The sequence below is a fragment of the Shinella sp. GW821-FHT11G07 genome (assembly GCF_058808115.1).
In genome coordinates this window covers 166163-181971 of sequence record NZ_JBXARJ010000002.1, presented here as the reverse complement: position 1 = coordinate 181971, position 15809 = coordinate 166163, and the positions used below count along the sequence as shown (strand labels likewise).

Below are 15809 nucleotides of genomic sequence, written 5' to 3'. Positions count from 1 at the left end.
TCCATGGCGCATATCGACGAAAACCCGCTCGGCCCCCACCTGCCGCTCGATCCCCTGCCCGGCCACTCCTCGCTCGGCCGGCTGGAGCGCGTGCTGCGCCGTGGCGAGTTCGCGGTCACGACCGAACTCAACCCGCCGGACAGCGCCAATCCGGAAGACGTCTATGAGCGGGCCGCGATCTTCGACGGCTGGGTGGACGGCATCAACGCGGTCGATGCGTCGGGCGCCAATTGCCACATGTCCTCCGTCGGCATCTGCGCGCTGCTCACCCGCATGGGCTATGCACCGATCATGCAGATCGCCTGCCGCGACAAGAACCGCATCGCCATCCAGGGCGACGTTCTCGGCGGTGCCGCCATGGGCGTCACGAACATGATGTGCCTGACCGGCGACGGCGTGCAGGCCGGCGACCAGCCGGGCGCAAAACCCGTTTTCGACCTCGATTGCATGTCGCTTCTCGAAACCGTGCGCATCATGCGCGACAACGGAAAATTCCTGTCCGGCCGCAAGCTGACGACGCCGCCGAAGGTCTTCCTTGGTGCCGCGATCAATCCTTTCGCGCCACCCTACGATTTCCGTCCCTACCGCCTTGGCAAGAAGATCGAGGCCGGCGCTCAGTTCGTGCAGAGCCAGTATTGCTTCGACGTGCCGATGTTCCGGGAATACATGAAGAAGGTGCGCGATCTCGGCCTGCACGAAAAATGCTTCATCCTCGTCGGCGTCGGCCCCATGGCATCCGCCAAGACGGCCAAATGGATCCGCTCCAACGTACCGGGCATCCACATTCCCGATTCCGTCATCACTCGCCTTGAAGGCGCGCAGGACCAGAAGAAGGAAGGCAAGCAACTCTGCATCGACATCATCAACGAGGTGAAAGAGATCGAGGGTGTGTCCGGCATTCACGTCATGGCCTATCGGCAGGAAGAATATGTCGCAGAGATCGTGCATGATTCCGGCGTGCTGAAGGGCCGCCAGCCCTGGAAGCGCGAGGCCAACCCGGTCGACCAGCTTGTGGCCGAGCGCATCGAGAGAACCCGCGAAGGCGTCGAACAGAACCAGCAGCAGATGGCAGAAAAAGCCGCTCATCAACCCCATTGACCGCGTGCCGGCCACCGGCCGACCGTCGCTTGTAACACCGGAAATCGCGCGCTAGACGTGGTCGAGCGCCCCGCCACAGAGGACACTAAATGACACGCACCATCGTCGCCTCGGCCACCCGCGAAATCATCATCGGTTTCGACCAGCCCTTCTGCGTCATCGGCGAACGCATCAACCCGACCGGCCGCAAGAAGCTGGCCGCCGAGATGATCGAAGGCAACTTCGACACCGTCATCAAGGACGCGCTGGAACAGGTCGCCGCCGGTGCGACGATGCTTGATGTCAATGCGGGCGTCACGTCGGTCAACCCGAACGAAACCGAGCCGGGCCTGCTCGTCAAGACGATGGAAATCGTGCAGGGGCTCGTTGATGTACCGCTGTCGATCGACAGCTCGGTCACCGCCGCCATCGAGGCTGCGCTGAAGGTCGCCAAGGGCCGGCCCCTAGTCAACTCGGTGACCGGCGAGGAAGAAAAGCTCGAAGCCATCCTGCCGCTCTGCAAGAAATACGACGTTCCGGTCGTTGCGATCTCCAACGACGAGACCGGTATTTCGATGGATCCGGACGTGCGCTTTGCCGTTGCCAAGAAGATCGTCGAGCGTGCCATGGATTATGGTATCAAGCCGCACGACATCGTCGTCGACCCGCTGGTCATGCCGATCGGCGCGCTGGGTGACGCCGGCCGCCAGGTCTTTGCGCTGCTCTATCGCCTGCGCAACGAGCTGAAGGTCAACACGACCTGCGGCCTTTCCAACATCTCCTTCGGCCTGCCGCACCGCCACGGCATCAATGCTGGCTTCATTCCGATGGTCATCGGCGCTGGCATGACGTCGGCCATCATGAACCCCTGCCGTCCGCAGGAAATGGAAGCGGTGCGTGCCGCCAACGTGCTCAACGGCACCGACGCGAATTGCTCGACCTGGATCAAGACCTATCGTGACCACAAGCCGGCCGAAGGCGGCCATGTTGCAGTCGCGGCACCGTCCACGGGTGCAGCAGGCGGTGGTCGTCGCGGCGGCCGTGCAGGGCGCACGGGCTCCAGCGCGGCACCAGAATAAGATGGCGGGCGGGCGGCAGTTTCGTCGCGATGCCTTCAGCCTCTGGCTGGAGGCACCGCTTGTCATCGCCATGCGTTGCCATGAAATGCAGATGGCGGCGCTGACCGGGTCGACCCAGAACACTGCCGAGATGACCAAAATGGTCACCGAAAAGATGGCCGCCGCGACGGAGAGTGTCGTGGCGGCCAATTTTGCTGTTGCAAAGGCCGTGATGATGGCGGCATCGCCGTCGGCAACGGCCCGCGCCGTGTCAGAAGCCGCCATCAAGCCCTATGGCAAGCGCGTGCGCCGGAACGTGCGGCGGCTCGCTGCCAAGAAGGGCTGACGGGCGGTTTCGCGCCCCACAGGAAAGTACGATCGATGCGCTACGAAGGTGAGAACGAGACCAACATGACCGAAGCTTCGGTAAAAGAACCACTGGTCCTCTTCATGCCATCGGGCAAGCGCGGCCGCTTCCCGGTCGGTACCCCCGTGCTCGACGCCGCGCGCAAGCTCGGCGTCTATGTCGAGAGCGTGTGCGGTGGGCGCGCGACCTGCGGGCGCTGTCAGATCGAAGTGCAGGAAGGCAATTTCGCCAAGCACAAGATCGTCTCCTCGCTCGACCACATCTCGGAAAAAGGTCCGAAGGAAGAGCGCTACGAAAAGATCCGCGGCCTGCCGGATGGTCGCCGTCTCTCCTGTTCCGCCCTCATCCTCGGCGATCTCGTCGTGGATGTGCCGCAGGATACCGTCATCAACGCGCAGGTCGTGCGCAAGGCCGCGACGGACCGCGTCATCGAACGCAACGCCGCCGTCCAGCTCTGCTATGTCGAGGTGGACGAGCCCGACATGCACAAGCCGCTCGGCGATCTCGATCGCCTGAAGGTGATGCTGGAAAAGGACTGGGGCTGGAAGGACCTGCTGGTCGCGCCACACCTCATCCCACAGGTGCAGTCTGTCCTGCGCAAGGGCAACTGGGGCGTCACCGCCGCCATTCACCGCGACATGGATAGTTCGCGCCCCTTCATCGTCGGCCTGTGGCCGGGCCTCAAGAACGAGGCCTATGGTGTTGCCTGCGACATCGGCTCGACGACGATCGCCATGCATCTCGTCTCGCTGCTGTCGGGCCGCATCGTCGCCTCCTCCGGCACGTCGAACCCGCAGATCCGCTTCGGCGAAGACCTGATGAGCCGCGTTTCCTACGTCATGATGAACCCGGATGGCCGGGAAGCCATGACCAAGGCGGTGCGCGAAGCCGTCAACAACCTGATCGGCAAGGTCTGCGACGAAGGTCAGGTCGACCGGCACGACATTCTCGATATGGTGTTCGTCGCCAACCCGATCATGCACCACCTGTTCCTGGGCATCGATCCGACGGAACTCGGCCAGGCGCCCTTTGCACTCGCCGTCTCCGGCGCGCTGCAATATTGGGCGCATGAGCTGGACATCGACGTCAACCGCGGCGCGCGGCTCTATACGCTGCCCTGCATTGCCGGCCATGTCGGCGCGGATGCGGCGGGTGCAACGCTCGCCGAAGGCCCCTACCGGCAGGATCGCATGATGCTGCTGGTCGACGTCGGCACCAATGCGGAAATCGTGCTCGGCAACCGCCAGCGCGTCGTCGCCGCTTCTTCACCGACCGGCCCGGCCTTCGAGGGCGCGGAAATCTCCTCCGGCCAGCGCGCCGCCCCGGGCGCCATCGAGCGTGTGCGCATCGACGCTGAAACGCTGGAGCCCAAATTCCGCGTCATCGGTGTGGAAAAATGGTCGGACGAAGAGGGCTTTGCCGAAGCTGCGGCAAGCGTCGGTGTGACCGGCATCTGCGGCTCGGCCATCATCGAGGTCGTCGCGGAAATGTACCTCTCGGGCATCATCTCCGAGGACGGCGTGGTCGATGGGGCGATGGCGGAGAAGAGCCCGCGCATCCTGCAGAACGGCCGTACCTTCTCCTACCTGCTGCACGACGGCGAACAGCGCATCACCGTGACGCAGAACGACATCCGCGCCATCCAGCTCGCCAAGTCCGCGCTCTATGCCGGCATCAAGCTGCTGATGGAAAAGCAGGGCGTCGACCATGTCGACACCATCCGCTTCGCCGGCGCCTTCGGCTCGTTCATCGATCCGAAATACGCCATGGTACTCGGCCTCATTCCGGATTGCGACCTCAACGAGGTGAAGGCTGTCGGAAACGCCGCCGGCACGGGTGCGCTGATGGCGCTGCTCAATCGCGACCATCGCCGCGAGATCGAAAAGACGGTCAATCACATCGAGAAGATCGAGACCGCGCTGGAGCCGAACTTCCAGCAGCTCTTCGTCAATGCCATGGCGCTGCCGAACAAGGTGGACGCCTTCCCGGAACTCGCCAAGGTCGTGACCCTGCCGGAGCGCAAGGGGCCGTCCGACGATGGCGGCGGAGAAGGTGGCGGACGTCGCAGGCGCCGCAGCCGCGAGTAACACGGGTCGGAGCCGCGGCCCCGGCCGCGGTTACCATACCCGTAAACCAACCCAGCGAATTCCGTTTTGTTGTCGGCGGTTTATCGGCATGGTAGGCGAATAGGGCGAGGCGCTCACGCGTTGACACGATATCGCTCGCCATCCCTCCAGCGCACGAAAGCCCGCTCCATGTCCCTTGCCCACCTTGCCACAGCCGGCCTCTTTCTCCTTGTCGCCAGCGGTACCGCGTGGGCGCAGGAAGACTACCCCTTTACCGGAGAATGGGAATGCGACGGCGCGCCCTTCGTCTTCACCTCCACGGTGTACAGCATCGGGGACGACAGTTATGACATCCAGGAGGTCCAGGAAGGCTCGGACGGCTCCTATTCGCTGTTCCTGTCAGACGAGGTCTACATCACCCTTTCGGAGATCACCTCGGACACGCTGGATTTTTCCTCGTCCGAGAGCAACCGGACCATGAACTGCCGCAGATATTGAAGCGCAAAAAACAACGAAAGACTTTTCCATGACGAAAGCCCGCCTGCTCGCCCTCGCCCTCTCCCTGGCCATCTCCTCCCCCACTCTCGCCGACACCTATGCGGCGATCAGCAACACGGCAATGTCGATCACCGGAGACATCGAGTTCGACGATTTCGGCATCACCTTCGAAAACGGCGAGCAGATCACCTTCGACGAGCTTCTCGGCGATACGTTCATGGTGGGTGGTGAAAGGGTGAATGGCTCGGTCTACAGCATTGCCGAGCCGAAAGATCCGGTTCTTCTCAACGGTAACCGGCTGTGCGGCCAGCCCGTGACCTACGTCGCCTCATGGGGTGACGCCGACACCACGACGGTCGCCGTATTCGCGACGGACGATGTGCCGAAAAGCGACGCGGAAATGTGCGCGTCCTACTCCTACGAATAAGGCAGGAAAGGCCGGGCTTGCGCCCGGCCTTCGATTTCAGCAGGCGACCTGCAGCATGTCCATCGGACGGCGTTCGATGCGGGCGAAGGCGGCGCGGATATAGTCCGCCACGGCCAGCGCCGGCGTATCGGCCTCCTCGTTGACGACGAGGCCGATGAGATAGTGGCCGAGGTCTGGCAATCCATCCTTCTCGCCGAGCGCCACCATGTCGTCGCCGACAAGGAAGCGCGCGAGCGGCGCGACGGCAAGGTCGGCGCGGATCGCGGCGCGTTGGCCCATATGGTGGGCGCAGAAGTAAGCCACGCGGAAATCACGGCCGGAACGGCTCAATTGCTCGAGAGCCCGCGCCCGCCAGATGCAGCCCTCTTCCCAGACGGACACCGGAAGCGGGTTTTTCAGATGCGCATTGCCGCAGTTCTTGCCGGCCCAAACCAGCTGTTCCTTCAACAGGATTTCACCCGGAATCGGGATCGTGCCGTCGGTCGCATTGAAGATGGCAAGGTCGAGCCGGCGTTCGGCAACGGCGCGACGCAGGCTGCTGCTCGTCTCGATCGAGACATTGACCGCGATCGACGGATAGGTATCGGCAAACCGCCGCAACACTTCCGGCAGGATAAGCTCGCCGACGTCATCCGGCGCACCGAGCCGCACCACGCCATTCATTTCCGGCATCATGAAGCGTGACACCGCTTCGTTGCTCAGCGCAATCAGCCGGCGTGCATAGGACAGCAGCACCTCGCCGTGATGGGTCAATACGACCGAGCGCGCATCGCGACGGAACAGCGAGCAACCGAGCAGCTCTTCCAGCTTCTTGATCTGCATGGAGACGGCGGACGGCGTTCGATGCACTGTCTCGGCGGCCGTGGTGAAATTACCGGTCTCTGCAATCGCCACGAAAGTTTTCAGGATATCGAGCTCCAGCAGGGGGAGCGTCTGGCGCATCAGCAGGTTCATGCTTGCCTCCATGGATCAGAATTTCTGAAGCATAACGTCACTTCATTTCGTTTGATTGAAAACCGAGATGGGCGGATAGTCAACCTATAGAAACAACGAAGGAAAGGAAAAACGCCATGAAAACGCAAAAAACGTACACAGACGGCGCCGATCTCGCTGTTCGTGCCCGCGGAAACGGATTCTACTACGCAATACGGCGCTTCGTGGGCGACGCCGTCGAGGCCCGCCGCAGACGCAATGCGATCCGCCATACGGCTGAAGAACTGGCGCTGCTGCCAGACTATCTGAAGCAGGATATCAACTGGCCTGCCATCACAAACCATGAAGTACGCTGATCTATCCAATCAAATATATTCGTTTGATTGATGCATGAGGTTGCGGCATAGTCACCATCAAGGTCGCGACCTTTCGAAACCTCCCAAGCTCGAAAGGAACCCTGAAAATGGCAATAGCATTGGAACATCGTCCGGTACGGCGTGCGTCGAGCACCCGCGATGCCGGCAGCCTGTCACATTTCCTGCGTGAAGTCGTCGAACGGATCGTATCCGCCTGGCAGCGCCGTCGCGTCGAGCGCGAGCAGGAAAGCATGCCCTACGATCTTCGCAAGGACATCGGCTATCGCTCGTGGGACAAGACCACACGATGATGGACGACTGTTGCGGCAATCCGCCGAAAGATGACGACGCCAAACACCGCCGGAGCTGACCTTCAAAAGTCTCTCCGGCGGTTTTGTTTTACGGGTGGATGATCGGCACGTTCGGTGCTGCGGTTTCCGGCAGCACGCCCGTCAGCCGTGGATCGTCGAAGACTTCGATCTGGCGCTTCACCGGCGTGAATCCCGAGCGGATATAGAACCCCAAAGCCTGCGTCGAATCGAGCGTGCAGGTATGCACCCAGAAGCGCTGAATGGGCGCATGCCCCTGTCGCGACCAGGCCTGCGTGATCGCCCGGTTCATCAGCCACCGCCCCGTGCCATTGCCGATCGTTGCGGGCGTCAGGCCGAAGAAGGCGAGTTCGCAGGTCCCCTCCTCCCGGAAATCAAGTTCCAGCAGCCCCTCTGCCCGCCCATCCTTCATCACGGCATAGACCTCGACGTCGGGGTGATGGAGGATCGCGGCGAGGTCCTCTCCAGCCATGGCAAGGCGCGAGGCCCAAAGCCATTCGGTACCGATGCGGCTGTAGAGGTCGCGATACCAGGCGATATCCGGCCGCTCGATACGCTCCAGGGTGATGCCGGGCTGCTCAGGGTCGCTGCGCCCGGCCGGCGGCGCCTGCATTTCGAGGCAGGTCACTACGGCGGCAAGCTTTCCCGCGGGCACGTCCGAATATCCGTCTGGCAGCATCTTTTCACCCCTCTGAAACTCGCCTCGTATTTGGCCGGAGCGCTCCTCATTGTCAAACCGGAACGGCTCGGCGACAGCGGCCGGATTGGGCCTGTCGCAATCGGACAACGCATCCGGCGGGGTCGCAAATGTGCAAGTGCGAACAAAATGTCATAATTCCGCCCGAACGCCCTGACATTTCGGCGATACGCGACGCAGCGCAGTCGTAACCATCCTCTTCTGTGTCGCAAAAATGCTAGCACGGCCGCCGTTCTCCCTGCGACCATTGCGACATCGCGCCTCCAGCATGGACACTCCGATGAACAAGCAGAACGTCAAGAAGCGCTCCCTGGTTTTTTTCCTCGTGCCCAACTTCTCCATGCTGCCCTTCTCGGCGGCGATCGAGACCTTGCGCATCGCCAACCGCATGCTCGGCTATGAGGCCTATACCTGGCGCCTCTCATCGACGGACGGCCAGCAGGTGCTCTCCTCCAGCGGCATCGGCATCGAAGTGAACTCGTCGCTTGCCGACGAGCGCAAGTATCTCGGCGGCGAGAACCGTCCCTCCATGGTGCTGGTCTGTTCCGGCATCTATGTCGAGGATTTCTCCAACAAGTCGGTTAATGCATGGCTGCGCGAGGTGTACAATCGCGGTCTTGCAGTCGGCTCGCTCTGTACCGGCGCCCATGTGCTCGCCCAGGCGGGCCTGCTTGCGGGCAAGCGCTGCGCCATCCACTGGGAAAACCTGCCGGGTTTTGCCGAGGCCTTCCCCCAGGCCGACGTCTACGCCGACCTCTACGAAATCGACGGCAACATCTACACCTGCGCCGGCGGCACCGCCTCGCTCGACATGATGCTGAACCTGATCGATCAGGATTTTGGCGAAAACCTCGTCAACCGCGTCTGCGAGCAGGCGCTGACCGACCGCGTGCGCGGCCCGCATGACCGCCAGCGCCTGCCCTTGCGCGCCCGTCTTGGCGTGCAGAACGCCAAGGTGCTGTCGATCATTGAACTGATGGAGAAAAACCTCTCCGAGCCGCTTTCCCTGCTGGAGATCGCCGACGACGCCGACCTGTCGCGCCGCCAGATCGAGCGCCTGTTCCGCCAGGAAATGGGCCGCTCACCCGCACGCTACTACCTTGAAATCCGGCTCGACCGCGCGCGCCACCTGCTCGTTCAGTCCTCCATGCCGGTGGTGGAAGTGGCCGTCGCCTGCGGCTTCGTATCCGCTTCGCACTTCTCCAAGTGTTACCGCGAACTCTACAACCGCTCGCCCCAGCAGGAGCGCGCCGAGCGCAAGCTGACGCTTTCGGCCATCGCACGCTGATCGAAGAGAAAAGAAGACGAGAAATCCCCGTCCCTATGGCGGGGATTTTAGCTTGCGAGTGCGTTCATCAGGGAAAGCTCGGAGAAGACCCGGTTCCGGCCCGCGTGTTTGGCCATGTAGAGGAACTGGTCCGCCGCGTTCAGATAGTTGTCGAAGGTTTCTCGGCCGGAAATGGCTGCGAGACCCGCCGAAACCGTGATCGTCACGGCCTCGCCGTCCGCATCGATCGGCTGGGCCGCCAGTTCGAGACGCAGCCGCTCGCAATAGTCCAGCGCCTCTTCCAGCCCCAAACCACTGAAGATGATTCCGAACTCCTCGCCCCCGAGGCGGGCGAGCAAGTGCCGGTCGTTGATCCGGTGCTTCAGCCGGCGCGAGACGGCCTTCAGCACGATGTCGCCGACCTCATGGCCGTAGGTGTCGTTGAGCCGCTTGAAATGATCGATATCGAGGATGGCAATCGATGCAAGCTCGCCACGCCGAAGCGCCTGGTCGACAAGACGTGGACCGGTCTCGAAGAAGTAGCGGCGGTTATAGATATCCGTGAGATAGTCCCGCGCGGCAATGCGGTGCAGCGACTGAACGCGCTTCTGGATTGCTGCAACATGGAAGACGCGGCTGTTGAACTCTTCGACGAGGAAGGGTTTCTGGATATATTCATCACCACCGGCCCGCAGGAAGCGCGCCGCAACCATGCGGTCTTCCGATTTGCACAGACCGACCACCCGGACGGCATCGTCGCCATGCCTCTGGCGGATCTCGCCAAGCAGGGTAAAGCCATCCATGTCGGCTAGGTCGAGGTCTGCGACCACCATGTCGATATCGCCGCGGGCATCGAGAACGTCGAGGGCGGCAGCACCACTTTCAACGGCGATGATCTGAAAGCGCTGCTTGGCAATCAGGCTCACCTGCCGCTGCAGGCTCTCCGGATCCGAATCGACGACGAGCACCTGGGTCTTGCCGCTGGTCAGGATACGATCGACAGCGAGAACGAGTTGTTGGATCGCCGCCGGGTTGTCCTTGACGACATAGTCGAGCACATTCTTGGCGAGGATCTGGTCACGGGTGGCATCGCTGAAGGAGCCGGTGAAGACCAGCGGCGCAATACCCTTGGAAATCACGTAATCCAGCGCCTCGCAATTCGGCGCGTCGGGCAGGTTCAGGTCGAGAACGGCAAGCGCGAATTCAGGCGCCTCCCCCTGGAGCGTGCCCCGCAATGCGGCCATGCTGGAGCAATGCGTGACGCTGAGGCCGAGCTCCTTCTCCAGCCGGTACTTGAGTGCCGTGGAGAACATGCGCGAATCTTCCACGAGCAACACCTGCTGCCCCGAATGGCGCAGAAATGCAGGTCCTCGCTGCGGATTTGAATCCACTCCCACGTCGTCCAGTACCCTAGATGAAGTTCCGTCTGGCAAGCATTACAAACCACTGGTTTTACCAAGTGGTTAATACGCGGACAAATATCTCACGCTACGTAAGGGACATATCCGGGTGAGTTGCAGAAGTCCCGGGAATTTCAGGCCGATAGCCGTTTCTGGGCCGTCTTGATCTGGGTCAGCGTGTCCAGATTCTGGTTCACGCGGCAGTAGAATTCCTCGTCGATGAACGGCCGCATGATGAAGTCGTTTCCGCCCGCCTTGAGGAAGCGCGCGGACAACAGACGGTCCGTGGACGAGGACACGCCGATGATGCGCAACTGGTGCGATCCGATGGAGCCGCGGATGCGCCGCGTCAATTCGAAACCATCGATATCCGGCATGTTGTAGTCGGTGATCATCAGGCCGATATCCGGGTTGGCCTTCAGCAGCGCCAATGCGCTGGCGCCATTGTCGGCAATGCTGACGCGGAAATTGAAACGCTTGAGGCGTGTGGAGAGAAGCGCCCTCGCCGTCGCGCTGTCATCGACGATCAGCACGTGGTGCTGATGATTGGTCAGGAAGCGGCAGACCGACTCTGCCAGCATGTCCACGGCAAAGATATTATCCTTGAGGATGTAGTCGACGATTTCCTTCGAGAGCAGCTGGTCGCGTGTCTTCTCCTGGAATGTGCCGGTAAAGACGATCGTCGGGATGCTGAGGTCGACCAGGTAGTTCAGGGCCTCGCCATTCTCGGCACCGGGAAGATTGATGTTGGAGATCGCAAGTGTGACCTTGTCGGTGGACTTGTCATAGGCAAGTTCCAGATCCTCGAAGCTGCGGCAAATCTCGACATCGATGTCGAAAAGCTCCTTCAGGCGCTTTGAGATCATGGAGGTGAAGACGTTTGAGTCCTCGGCAACCAGAATACGGTGATGCGAAAGAGACGCGCCGGTATACTGCATTCCGGATATGCCGATAAACGCCATGATATGCCTTCGTAAATTAGATATTCCCCAGCCTATCGGTAGCCGGCAACCCTTTGCGAAAGCGTTAAATTTAGAGGGCATGAAAACGCGATACGCGGCGCGGCATCGCACGGCGCCCAGCACGAAAAACGGCGCGGTTTTTCTTCCGCGCCGTTGAACATGTCCTGGGGAAATTACTTGACGGAGGCGGAACCGCCCTGGATTTCGACCTCTTCGCCGCCATTCAGCGCGATACGGTCGCCGTTCGGCAGCGTCACGAAACAGCCGGAGGGGCAGATGGTCTCCGTGGCGCCGGGTTCCAGCGCGACCTCCACGCGGCTACCGTCCTCGACGATGACGAGGACCTGCGTATCGCCATCCTTGTTGGTCACCGAGGCAGCAACGGCAGGAGCGGACAGAACGGCCGACACCACCAGCATCATGATCATTCGCTTCATTTTCGCCCGGCGCCAAGCGCCGCCCCTGTTCACAAGCCCGAAGGAACACTATCGCTCCTCGATCGGATTTGCATCACGTTTTATGCGGGGACGGCTGAATGCAGCGTGAATGCGGCGTTCATGTGCCGGAAATCAGGCGGTTGGCTCGGTGTCCGGCCCCTCGTTGGCCGTCTTGCGGCGCCGGCCAGTGGCGCGGGGGCGCAGCTTCTCCGTCGCCTGGTCGAGCAGGGACGTGATTAGCTCCGCCCCCTCCGGTGAAATCTTGATCGGCACTTCGGGCGCGGCAGGCCCGCCAAGCGGAATTTCCTCCGTGCGGAACCGCTCCAGAATGGCCGACCTCAGTTCCGATTTCACACTGGTGCCGTTGAGGATATCCGCGAGGAAGGCACGGATCTCGAAGTCCAGCGTGCTCGACGAGAACGCCTGGAAGACCACCATGGGCTCCGGATTGCGCAGGAGCCCCTGCTGTGCCCGCACGACCTCCGTCAGGATCTCTTGCACGCGGCGCGGATCGTTGCCGGCGTGAACGCTGAGCGCCACTTCGATACGGCCAAGCTTGTTGCGATGCGTCCAGTTGCCGACCTGACCGTTGATCAGCACGGAGTTCGGCACGATAACCGTCTGGCGCTGGAACGTTTCGATCTCCGTAGCGCGCACGGAAATGCGGCGCACGAAACCTTCCGTCGTGCCGGCCACCACCCAGTCGCCCACCTTGAACGGGCGTTCGGCGAGCAGGATGAGGCCGGAGACAAAGTTCGAGACGATGTTCTGGAGACCGAAACCGATACCGAGCGAAAGGGCACCGGCAACGACCGCCAGGCTGGAAAGGTTGATGCCGGCCGCCGAGAGGCCGATGAGGCCGGCAAGCGCCACGCCCGCATAGCTGACCGCCGTGCGCACGGAATTGCGCACGCCGACATCCACCTGGCTGCGGGCCAGCACATTGCCGTCCACCCACTTCTGAAACCAGCGCGTGACGACAAGGCCGACGACAAACAGCAGGATGCCGACCAGGATGCCAACCAGCGAAATGGTGATGCTGCCGATGCGGATTTCCGTGAAGAAGCGATAGGTCCAGGATTCGATGTCCGCGACCTGGAAGCCCCATTGCAGCAGGATCAGTGGAATGAACAGGACGAAGACCAGCAGATAGATGCTGAGCCCCGCCGCAAGCCCCACCTGATCGAGCGCGACCTGGCCGAGCCCGAAGCGCTCCTCGAGCCGCTTGCCCACCGCCGTCTCGGCAAAGGCGCTCGGGGCCGAAACCGCACGCCCGGAAAGGAAGCCGATATACATCGTGACGATCACAGCACCCGTCACAATGATCTGCGTTGCGATAAACCGCGCCATGCCGACATAGCCGAGCAAGGGCGCGAAGATCAGGACGAGGCCCGTCAGGATCAAAAGCACGAAAATCGACCGCGGCCAGGGCCGGCCCTGCGAATCCGGCGCCTCCCCCTTCGACAATACCGGCTTGATGAAGGCCGTGACGAGCAGCAGCGCGCCGATGATGAGCGAGGCGAAGAAGCTCTTCACGACGGTCAGGACCACAGGCGAGCCCAGGACTTCGCTGATCGTTCCCAGGAAATAATCGGCGCCGTTGACGATCGCCATGCTGCAGATCAGCAGCCACAGAAGCTGGGCTCCGCGGTCGGAAACCCGGACCAGACGCCAATGGCCGTCCCGCGGCGAAAGCACCGCATTGGCAAGCTGCGCCATGAAATAGACCGCGACGACCACCCCGAGCCCAATGGAAATGATCGGCGCGATGTCGGTGCGCAATACCTTGAACGCATCCAGGAAGAAGTAACTGGCCCCGGCAAAGGCGGCCGCGGCCATGGTCGGCAGGACCGTCGACCAGAAGGCGACGGACAGGCGTGTGATGTAGTGCGGCTTGTCTTGCCGCACGCCACGGGTGATGAGTGGGGCAAACAGGCGATAGCTGCCGGAGAGCAGGACGAGCGCCGCCAGCAGCGACAGCGCGACAGCACCAAAGAGCTGCATCCGCTTGAACTTCCAGACGAACTGCATCCACGCCGTCACGGTGCGGCCGAATGTCTGCGTTTCCTCGGCAATCGCGCTGGAGGCCTCCGTGAACAGGTCGGCGTTCACGTCGGTGCGTTTGAGGATCGCCTCGCTGAACAGCTGCCGGCGCATTTCCGTAATGCGGTTGGAAAGCTTCGTGGCTTCGATCGAGAGATTTTCCGCCTCGCCCGTCAGCGCATTGATCTCGTTGCGTTCGGCGGCAAGTTTCTTGCGTTCCGCAACGACGACGTCGGCTTCCGCCGGAGCGCCCTCGCCCGGCGGATCGCCGAGCTCGGCCTGGCGGGCCTTGATTGCCTCCAGTCGGGGGCGTGTCGCGATGGAGATTGACAGGATGGATCGGTTGAGGGCCTCCGCCTCGACCTTCAATTCGACAAGGTGCGCATCGTCGTCCTTGTACCGCTCGACCTGATCGCGGATGGTGTTGAGCTGGCCGCCCGCACGGTCGAGATCGGTGCTCGCCTGCTCAAGCTGGGTCGCCGTCGTATCAGCGGCAGGCGCTGCTGCGGTCTGCGCGGCGACAGGTCCTGCGGCGAACGAGACGATCACCAGCAGGACGAAGAGAAGGCGGGACATTGGCAAAAGGCCATCCTCGTTGGACAGGAACAGACGACGCAGCGAAACCACGCGATTCCGCACCCTTCTAGCCATGATTGCGGCCATTTTAAACCATGCCGCCTGTGCGGCTAGAATCCAGCACCCGGTTTAGCGAGATAGGCCTCTTCCTCCGGCGTCGAAACACGGCCGAGGAAGGCGTTGCGATGCGGGAAGCGACCATATTCGGCGATCACCTCATGGTGGCGGATCGCATAGCCGAGATACATCTCGTCACCATGCGCCTTGAAAAGCTCGACTGAGAGATCCTGGTCGGCAAGCACCTCCGAATGCTCGAACGGCATATAGAAGAAATGCCGGCGGTCGTAGCCCACAAGCCTGTCCGCGCCCGCCTCCACCGCCAGACGCGCCTCGCGCAACGCAATCCAGTCGGTCACAAAGGCCATCGGCGATGCGCGGTACATATTGCGGGGAAACTGGTCGAGCACGATCAGCGCGGCAAGACGCGCCTCGGGGCTCGCACGCCATTCCGGCGTCACCTCGCGGGAGAGTGCCAGATGGGTCGCAGCGAACTGCTCGTGCACGCGCGCATCCAACTCCGACGTCGACTGAAACCAATCCTTCGCGGTCAGCACCTCGCACCAATACCCGACCACCTCCTGCGGTGTCCTGATCCTGCCATCACTCATGCGCGTGAACTCCGTTTGCGTGAGTCGAGATATGGCGACACCCGACAGCATGGCAAGGGGAAACATCACGGGCGACAATCTCAGCCGTCGCCAACCAGGTTTTGTATGCTCGCTGAAAACCCGGACGTTCGTCGTGGTTTTCGACCGTCATCCAAGGCGGAAAGCCGAGTTCCCTCCCCTCGTTTCTCCCCGCAGCTCCCATCATTCGTAAACTGGCGCCGTTGTTTCGAACGCCCACTCCCGGGCCAAGAGACGACATGGGCAACAGCCGCAAATTGGAGAAAAGCATGCCAGCCTACATTGAAACCGTAGCAACACGCACAGCGTTGAAGGCGCTCGACACCACGAGCATCAAAGCTGTGCTCCTTATGGAAGGCGCCATCGCCAGCGATGGCCGAATGGGGACATTCGTCTGGAAAGACGGAGATTATTCCGCCCAGGTCACGGCCGATCCGCAGGAAGGCTTTTTATCGAGGCTGGAGCCGTAACCAGCAACAATGGCGCATGGATACGCCAGTTCGAAGGCGAGCCGCATATCGGCATGTGGGGTGCCACGATCTCGTCCGCAGACAACAAAACCGCGATTCAAGCCGCAATCGATTGTATCTCCACAATCTATCCAACGCGTGCGAGGACGCTTCGCATCCC

The 15809-nt window shown here is 61.8% G+C and carries 17 protein-coding genes; 10 read left to right on the top strand and 7 right to left on the bottom strand.

What is annotated here, in order from left to right:
- The first annotated feature begins 3 nt into the window (after positions 1 to 3).
- The 6 genes from AC1RT2_RS04370 (at position 4) to AC1RT2_RS04345 (ending at position 5493) form a co-directional block, all read left to right on the top strand.
- A complete protein-coding gene (locus tag AC1RT2_RS04370) occupies positions 4 to 1098 on the top strand; it encodes a methylenetetrahydrofolate reductase (protein ID WP_069058435.1) in 1095 nt (364 codons plus the stop codon).
- A gap of 89 nt (positions 1099 to 1187) precedes the next feature.
- Positions 1188 to 2156, top strand: a complete 969-nt coding sequence (locus AC1RT2_RS04365; protein WP_069058434.1) for a methyltetrahydrofolate cobalamin methyltransferase — start codon at positions 1188 to 1190, stop codon at positions 2154 to 2156.
- A 91-nt stretch (positions 2157 to 2247) separates the two neighbouring features.
- A complete protein-coding gene (locus tag AC1RT2_RS04360) occupies positions 2248 to 2481 on the top strand; it encodes a hypothetical protein (protein WP_493099793.1) in 234 nt (77 codons plus the stop codon).
- A 35-nt stretch (positions 2482 to 2516) separates the two neighbouring features.
- Entirely contained in the window at positions 2517 to 4589 is a 2073-nt protein-coding gene (locus tag AC1RT2_RS04355; RefSeq protein ID WP_493099791.1) for an ASKHA domain-containing protein, read from the top strand.
- A gap of 168 nt (positions 4590 to 4757) precedes the next feature.
- Positions 4758 to 5066: a hypothetical protein gene (locus tag AC1RT2_RS04350; RefSeq protein ID WP_493099789.1), complete on the top strand. Its 309-nt coding sequence runs from the start codon at positions 4758 to 4760 to the stop codon at positions 5064 to 5066.
- Between the two features lie 28 nt (positions 5067 to 5094).
- The gene (locus AC1RT2_RS04345; protein WP_493099787.1) at positions 5095 to 5493 is read left to right on the top strand and encodes a hypothetical protein; all 399 of its coding nucleotides are present in this window, start codon (positions 5095 to 5097) and stop codon (positions 5491 to 5493) included.
- Positions 5494 to 5529: 36 nt separating this feature from the next.
- Here AC1RT2_RS04345 and AC1RT2_RS04340 read toward each other — a convergent pair whose 3' ends face one another.
- A complete protein-coding gene (locus tag AC1RT2_RS04340) occupies positions 5530 to 6447 on the bottom strand; it encodes a LysR family transcriptional regulator (RefSeq protein WP_069061350.1) in 918 nt (305 codons plus the stop codon).
- Between the two features lie 116 nt (positions 6448 to 6563).
- Here AC1RT2_RS04340 and AC1RT2_RS04335 point away from each other — a divergent pair, with 116 nt between their 5' ends.
- On the top strand, positions 6564 to 6782 hold the full coding sequence (locus AC1RT2_RS04335; protein ID WP_493099785.1) for a hypothetical protein: 219 nt from the start codon (positions 6564 to 6566) through the stop codon (positions 6780 to 6782).
- Between the two features lie 107 nt (positions 6783 to 6889).
- Positions 6890 to 7093 (top strand): hypothetical protein, encoded by a 204-nt coding sequence (locus AC1RT2_RS04330; protein WP_150129868.1) that lies wholly within the window; start codon positions 6890 to 6892, stop codon positions 7091 to 7093.
- Between the two features lie 88 nt (positions 7094 to 7181).
- Here the strand turns inward: AC1RT2_RS04330 and AC1RT2_RS04325 are convergent, their stop codons facing one another.
- Positions 7182 to 7790, bottom strand: a complete 609-nt coding sequence (locus AC1RT2_RS04325; RefSeq protein ID WP_493099783.1) for a GNAT family N-acetyltransferase — start codon at positions 7788 to 7790, stop codon at positions 7182 to 7184.
- 298 nt (positions 7791 to 8088) lie between these two features.
- Here AC1RT2_RS04325 and AC1RT2_RS04320 point away from each other — a divergent pair, with 298 nt between their 5' ends.
- Positions 8089 to 9096, top strand: coding sequence for a GlxA family transcriptional regulator (locus AC1RT2_RS04320; RefSeq protein WP_150129867.1), 1008 nt, complete (start codon positions 8089 to 8091; stop codon positions 9094 to 9096).
- A gap of 47 nt (positions 9097 to 9143) precedes the next feature.
- Here AC1RT2_RS04320 and AC1RT2_RS04315 read toward each other — a convergent pair whose 3' ends face one another.
- From AC1RT2_RS04315 to AC1RT2_RS04295, 5 genes are all read right to left on the bottom strand, one after another.
- Positions 9144 to 10388 (bottom strand): GGDEF domain-containing response regulator, encoded by a 1245-nt coding sequence (locus tag AC1RT2_RS04315; RefSeq protein ID WP_069058425.1) that lies wholly within the window; start codon positions 10386 to 10388, stop codon positions 9144 to 9146.
- Positions 10389 to 10609: 221 nt separating this feature from the next.
- Complete coding sequence (locus AC1RT2_RS04310) at positions 10610 to 11437, bottom strand: response regulator (RefSeq protein ID WP_069058424.1); 828 nt, start codon at positions 11435 to 11437, stop codon at positions 10610 to 10612.
- Positions 11438 to 11610: 173 nt separating this feature from the next.
- On the bottom strand, positions 11611 to 11874 hold the full coding sequence (locus AC1RT2_RS04305) for a hypothetical protein (protein ID WP_069058423.1): 264 nt from the start codon (positions 11872 to 11874) through the stop codon (positions 11611 to 11613).
- Between the two features lie 132 nt (positions 11875 to 12006).
- Entirely contained in the window at positions 12007 to 14493 is a 2487-nt protein-coding gene (locus tag AC1RT2_RS04300; protein WP_493099779.1) for a mechanosensitive ion channel domain-containing protein, read from the bottom strand.
- A gap of 110 nt (positions 14494 to 14603) precedes the next feature.
- Positions 14604 to 15161 carry a DUF924 family protein gene (locus AC1RT2_RS04295; RefSeq protein WP_493099777.1) on the bottom strand — a complete coding sequence of 186 codons (558 nt, stop codon included), beginning with the start codon at positions 15159 to 15161 and terminating at the stop codon, positions 14604 to 14606.
- Between the two features lie 257 nt (positions 15162 to 15418).
- On the opposite strand from AC1RT2_RS04295, the gene AC1RT2_RS04290 reads away from it, so the two are divergent.
- Positions 15419 to 15649 carry a hypothetical protein gene (locus AC1RT2_RS04290; protein WP_493099775.1) on the top strand — a complete coding sequence of 77 codons (231 nt, stop codon included), beginning with the start codon at positions 15419 to 15421 and terminating at the stop codon, positions 15647 to 15649.
- Positions 15650 to 15809 lie beyond the last annotated feature (160 nt).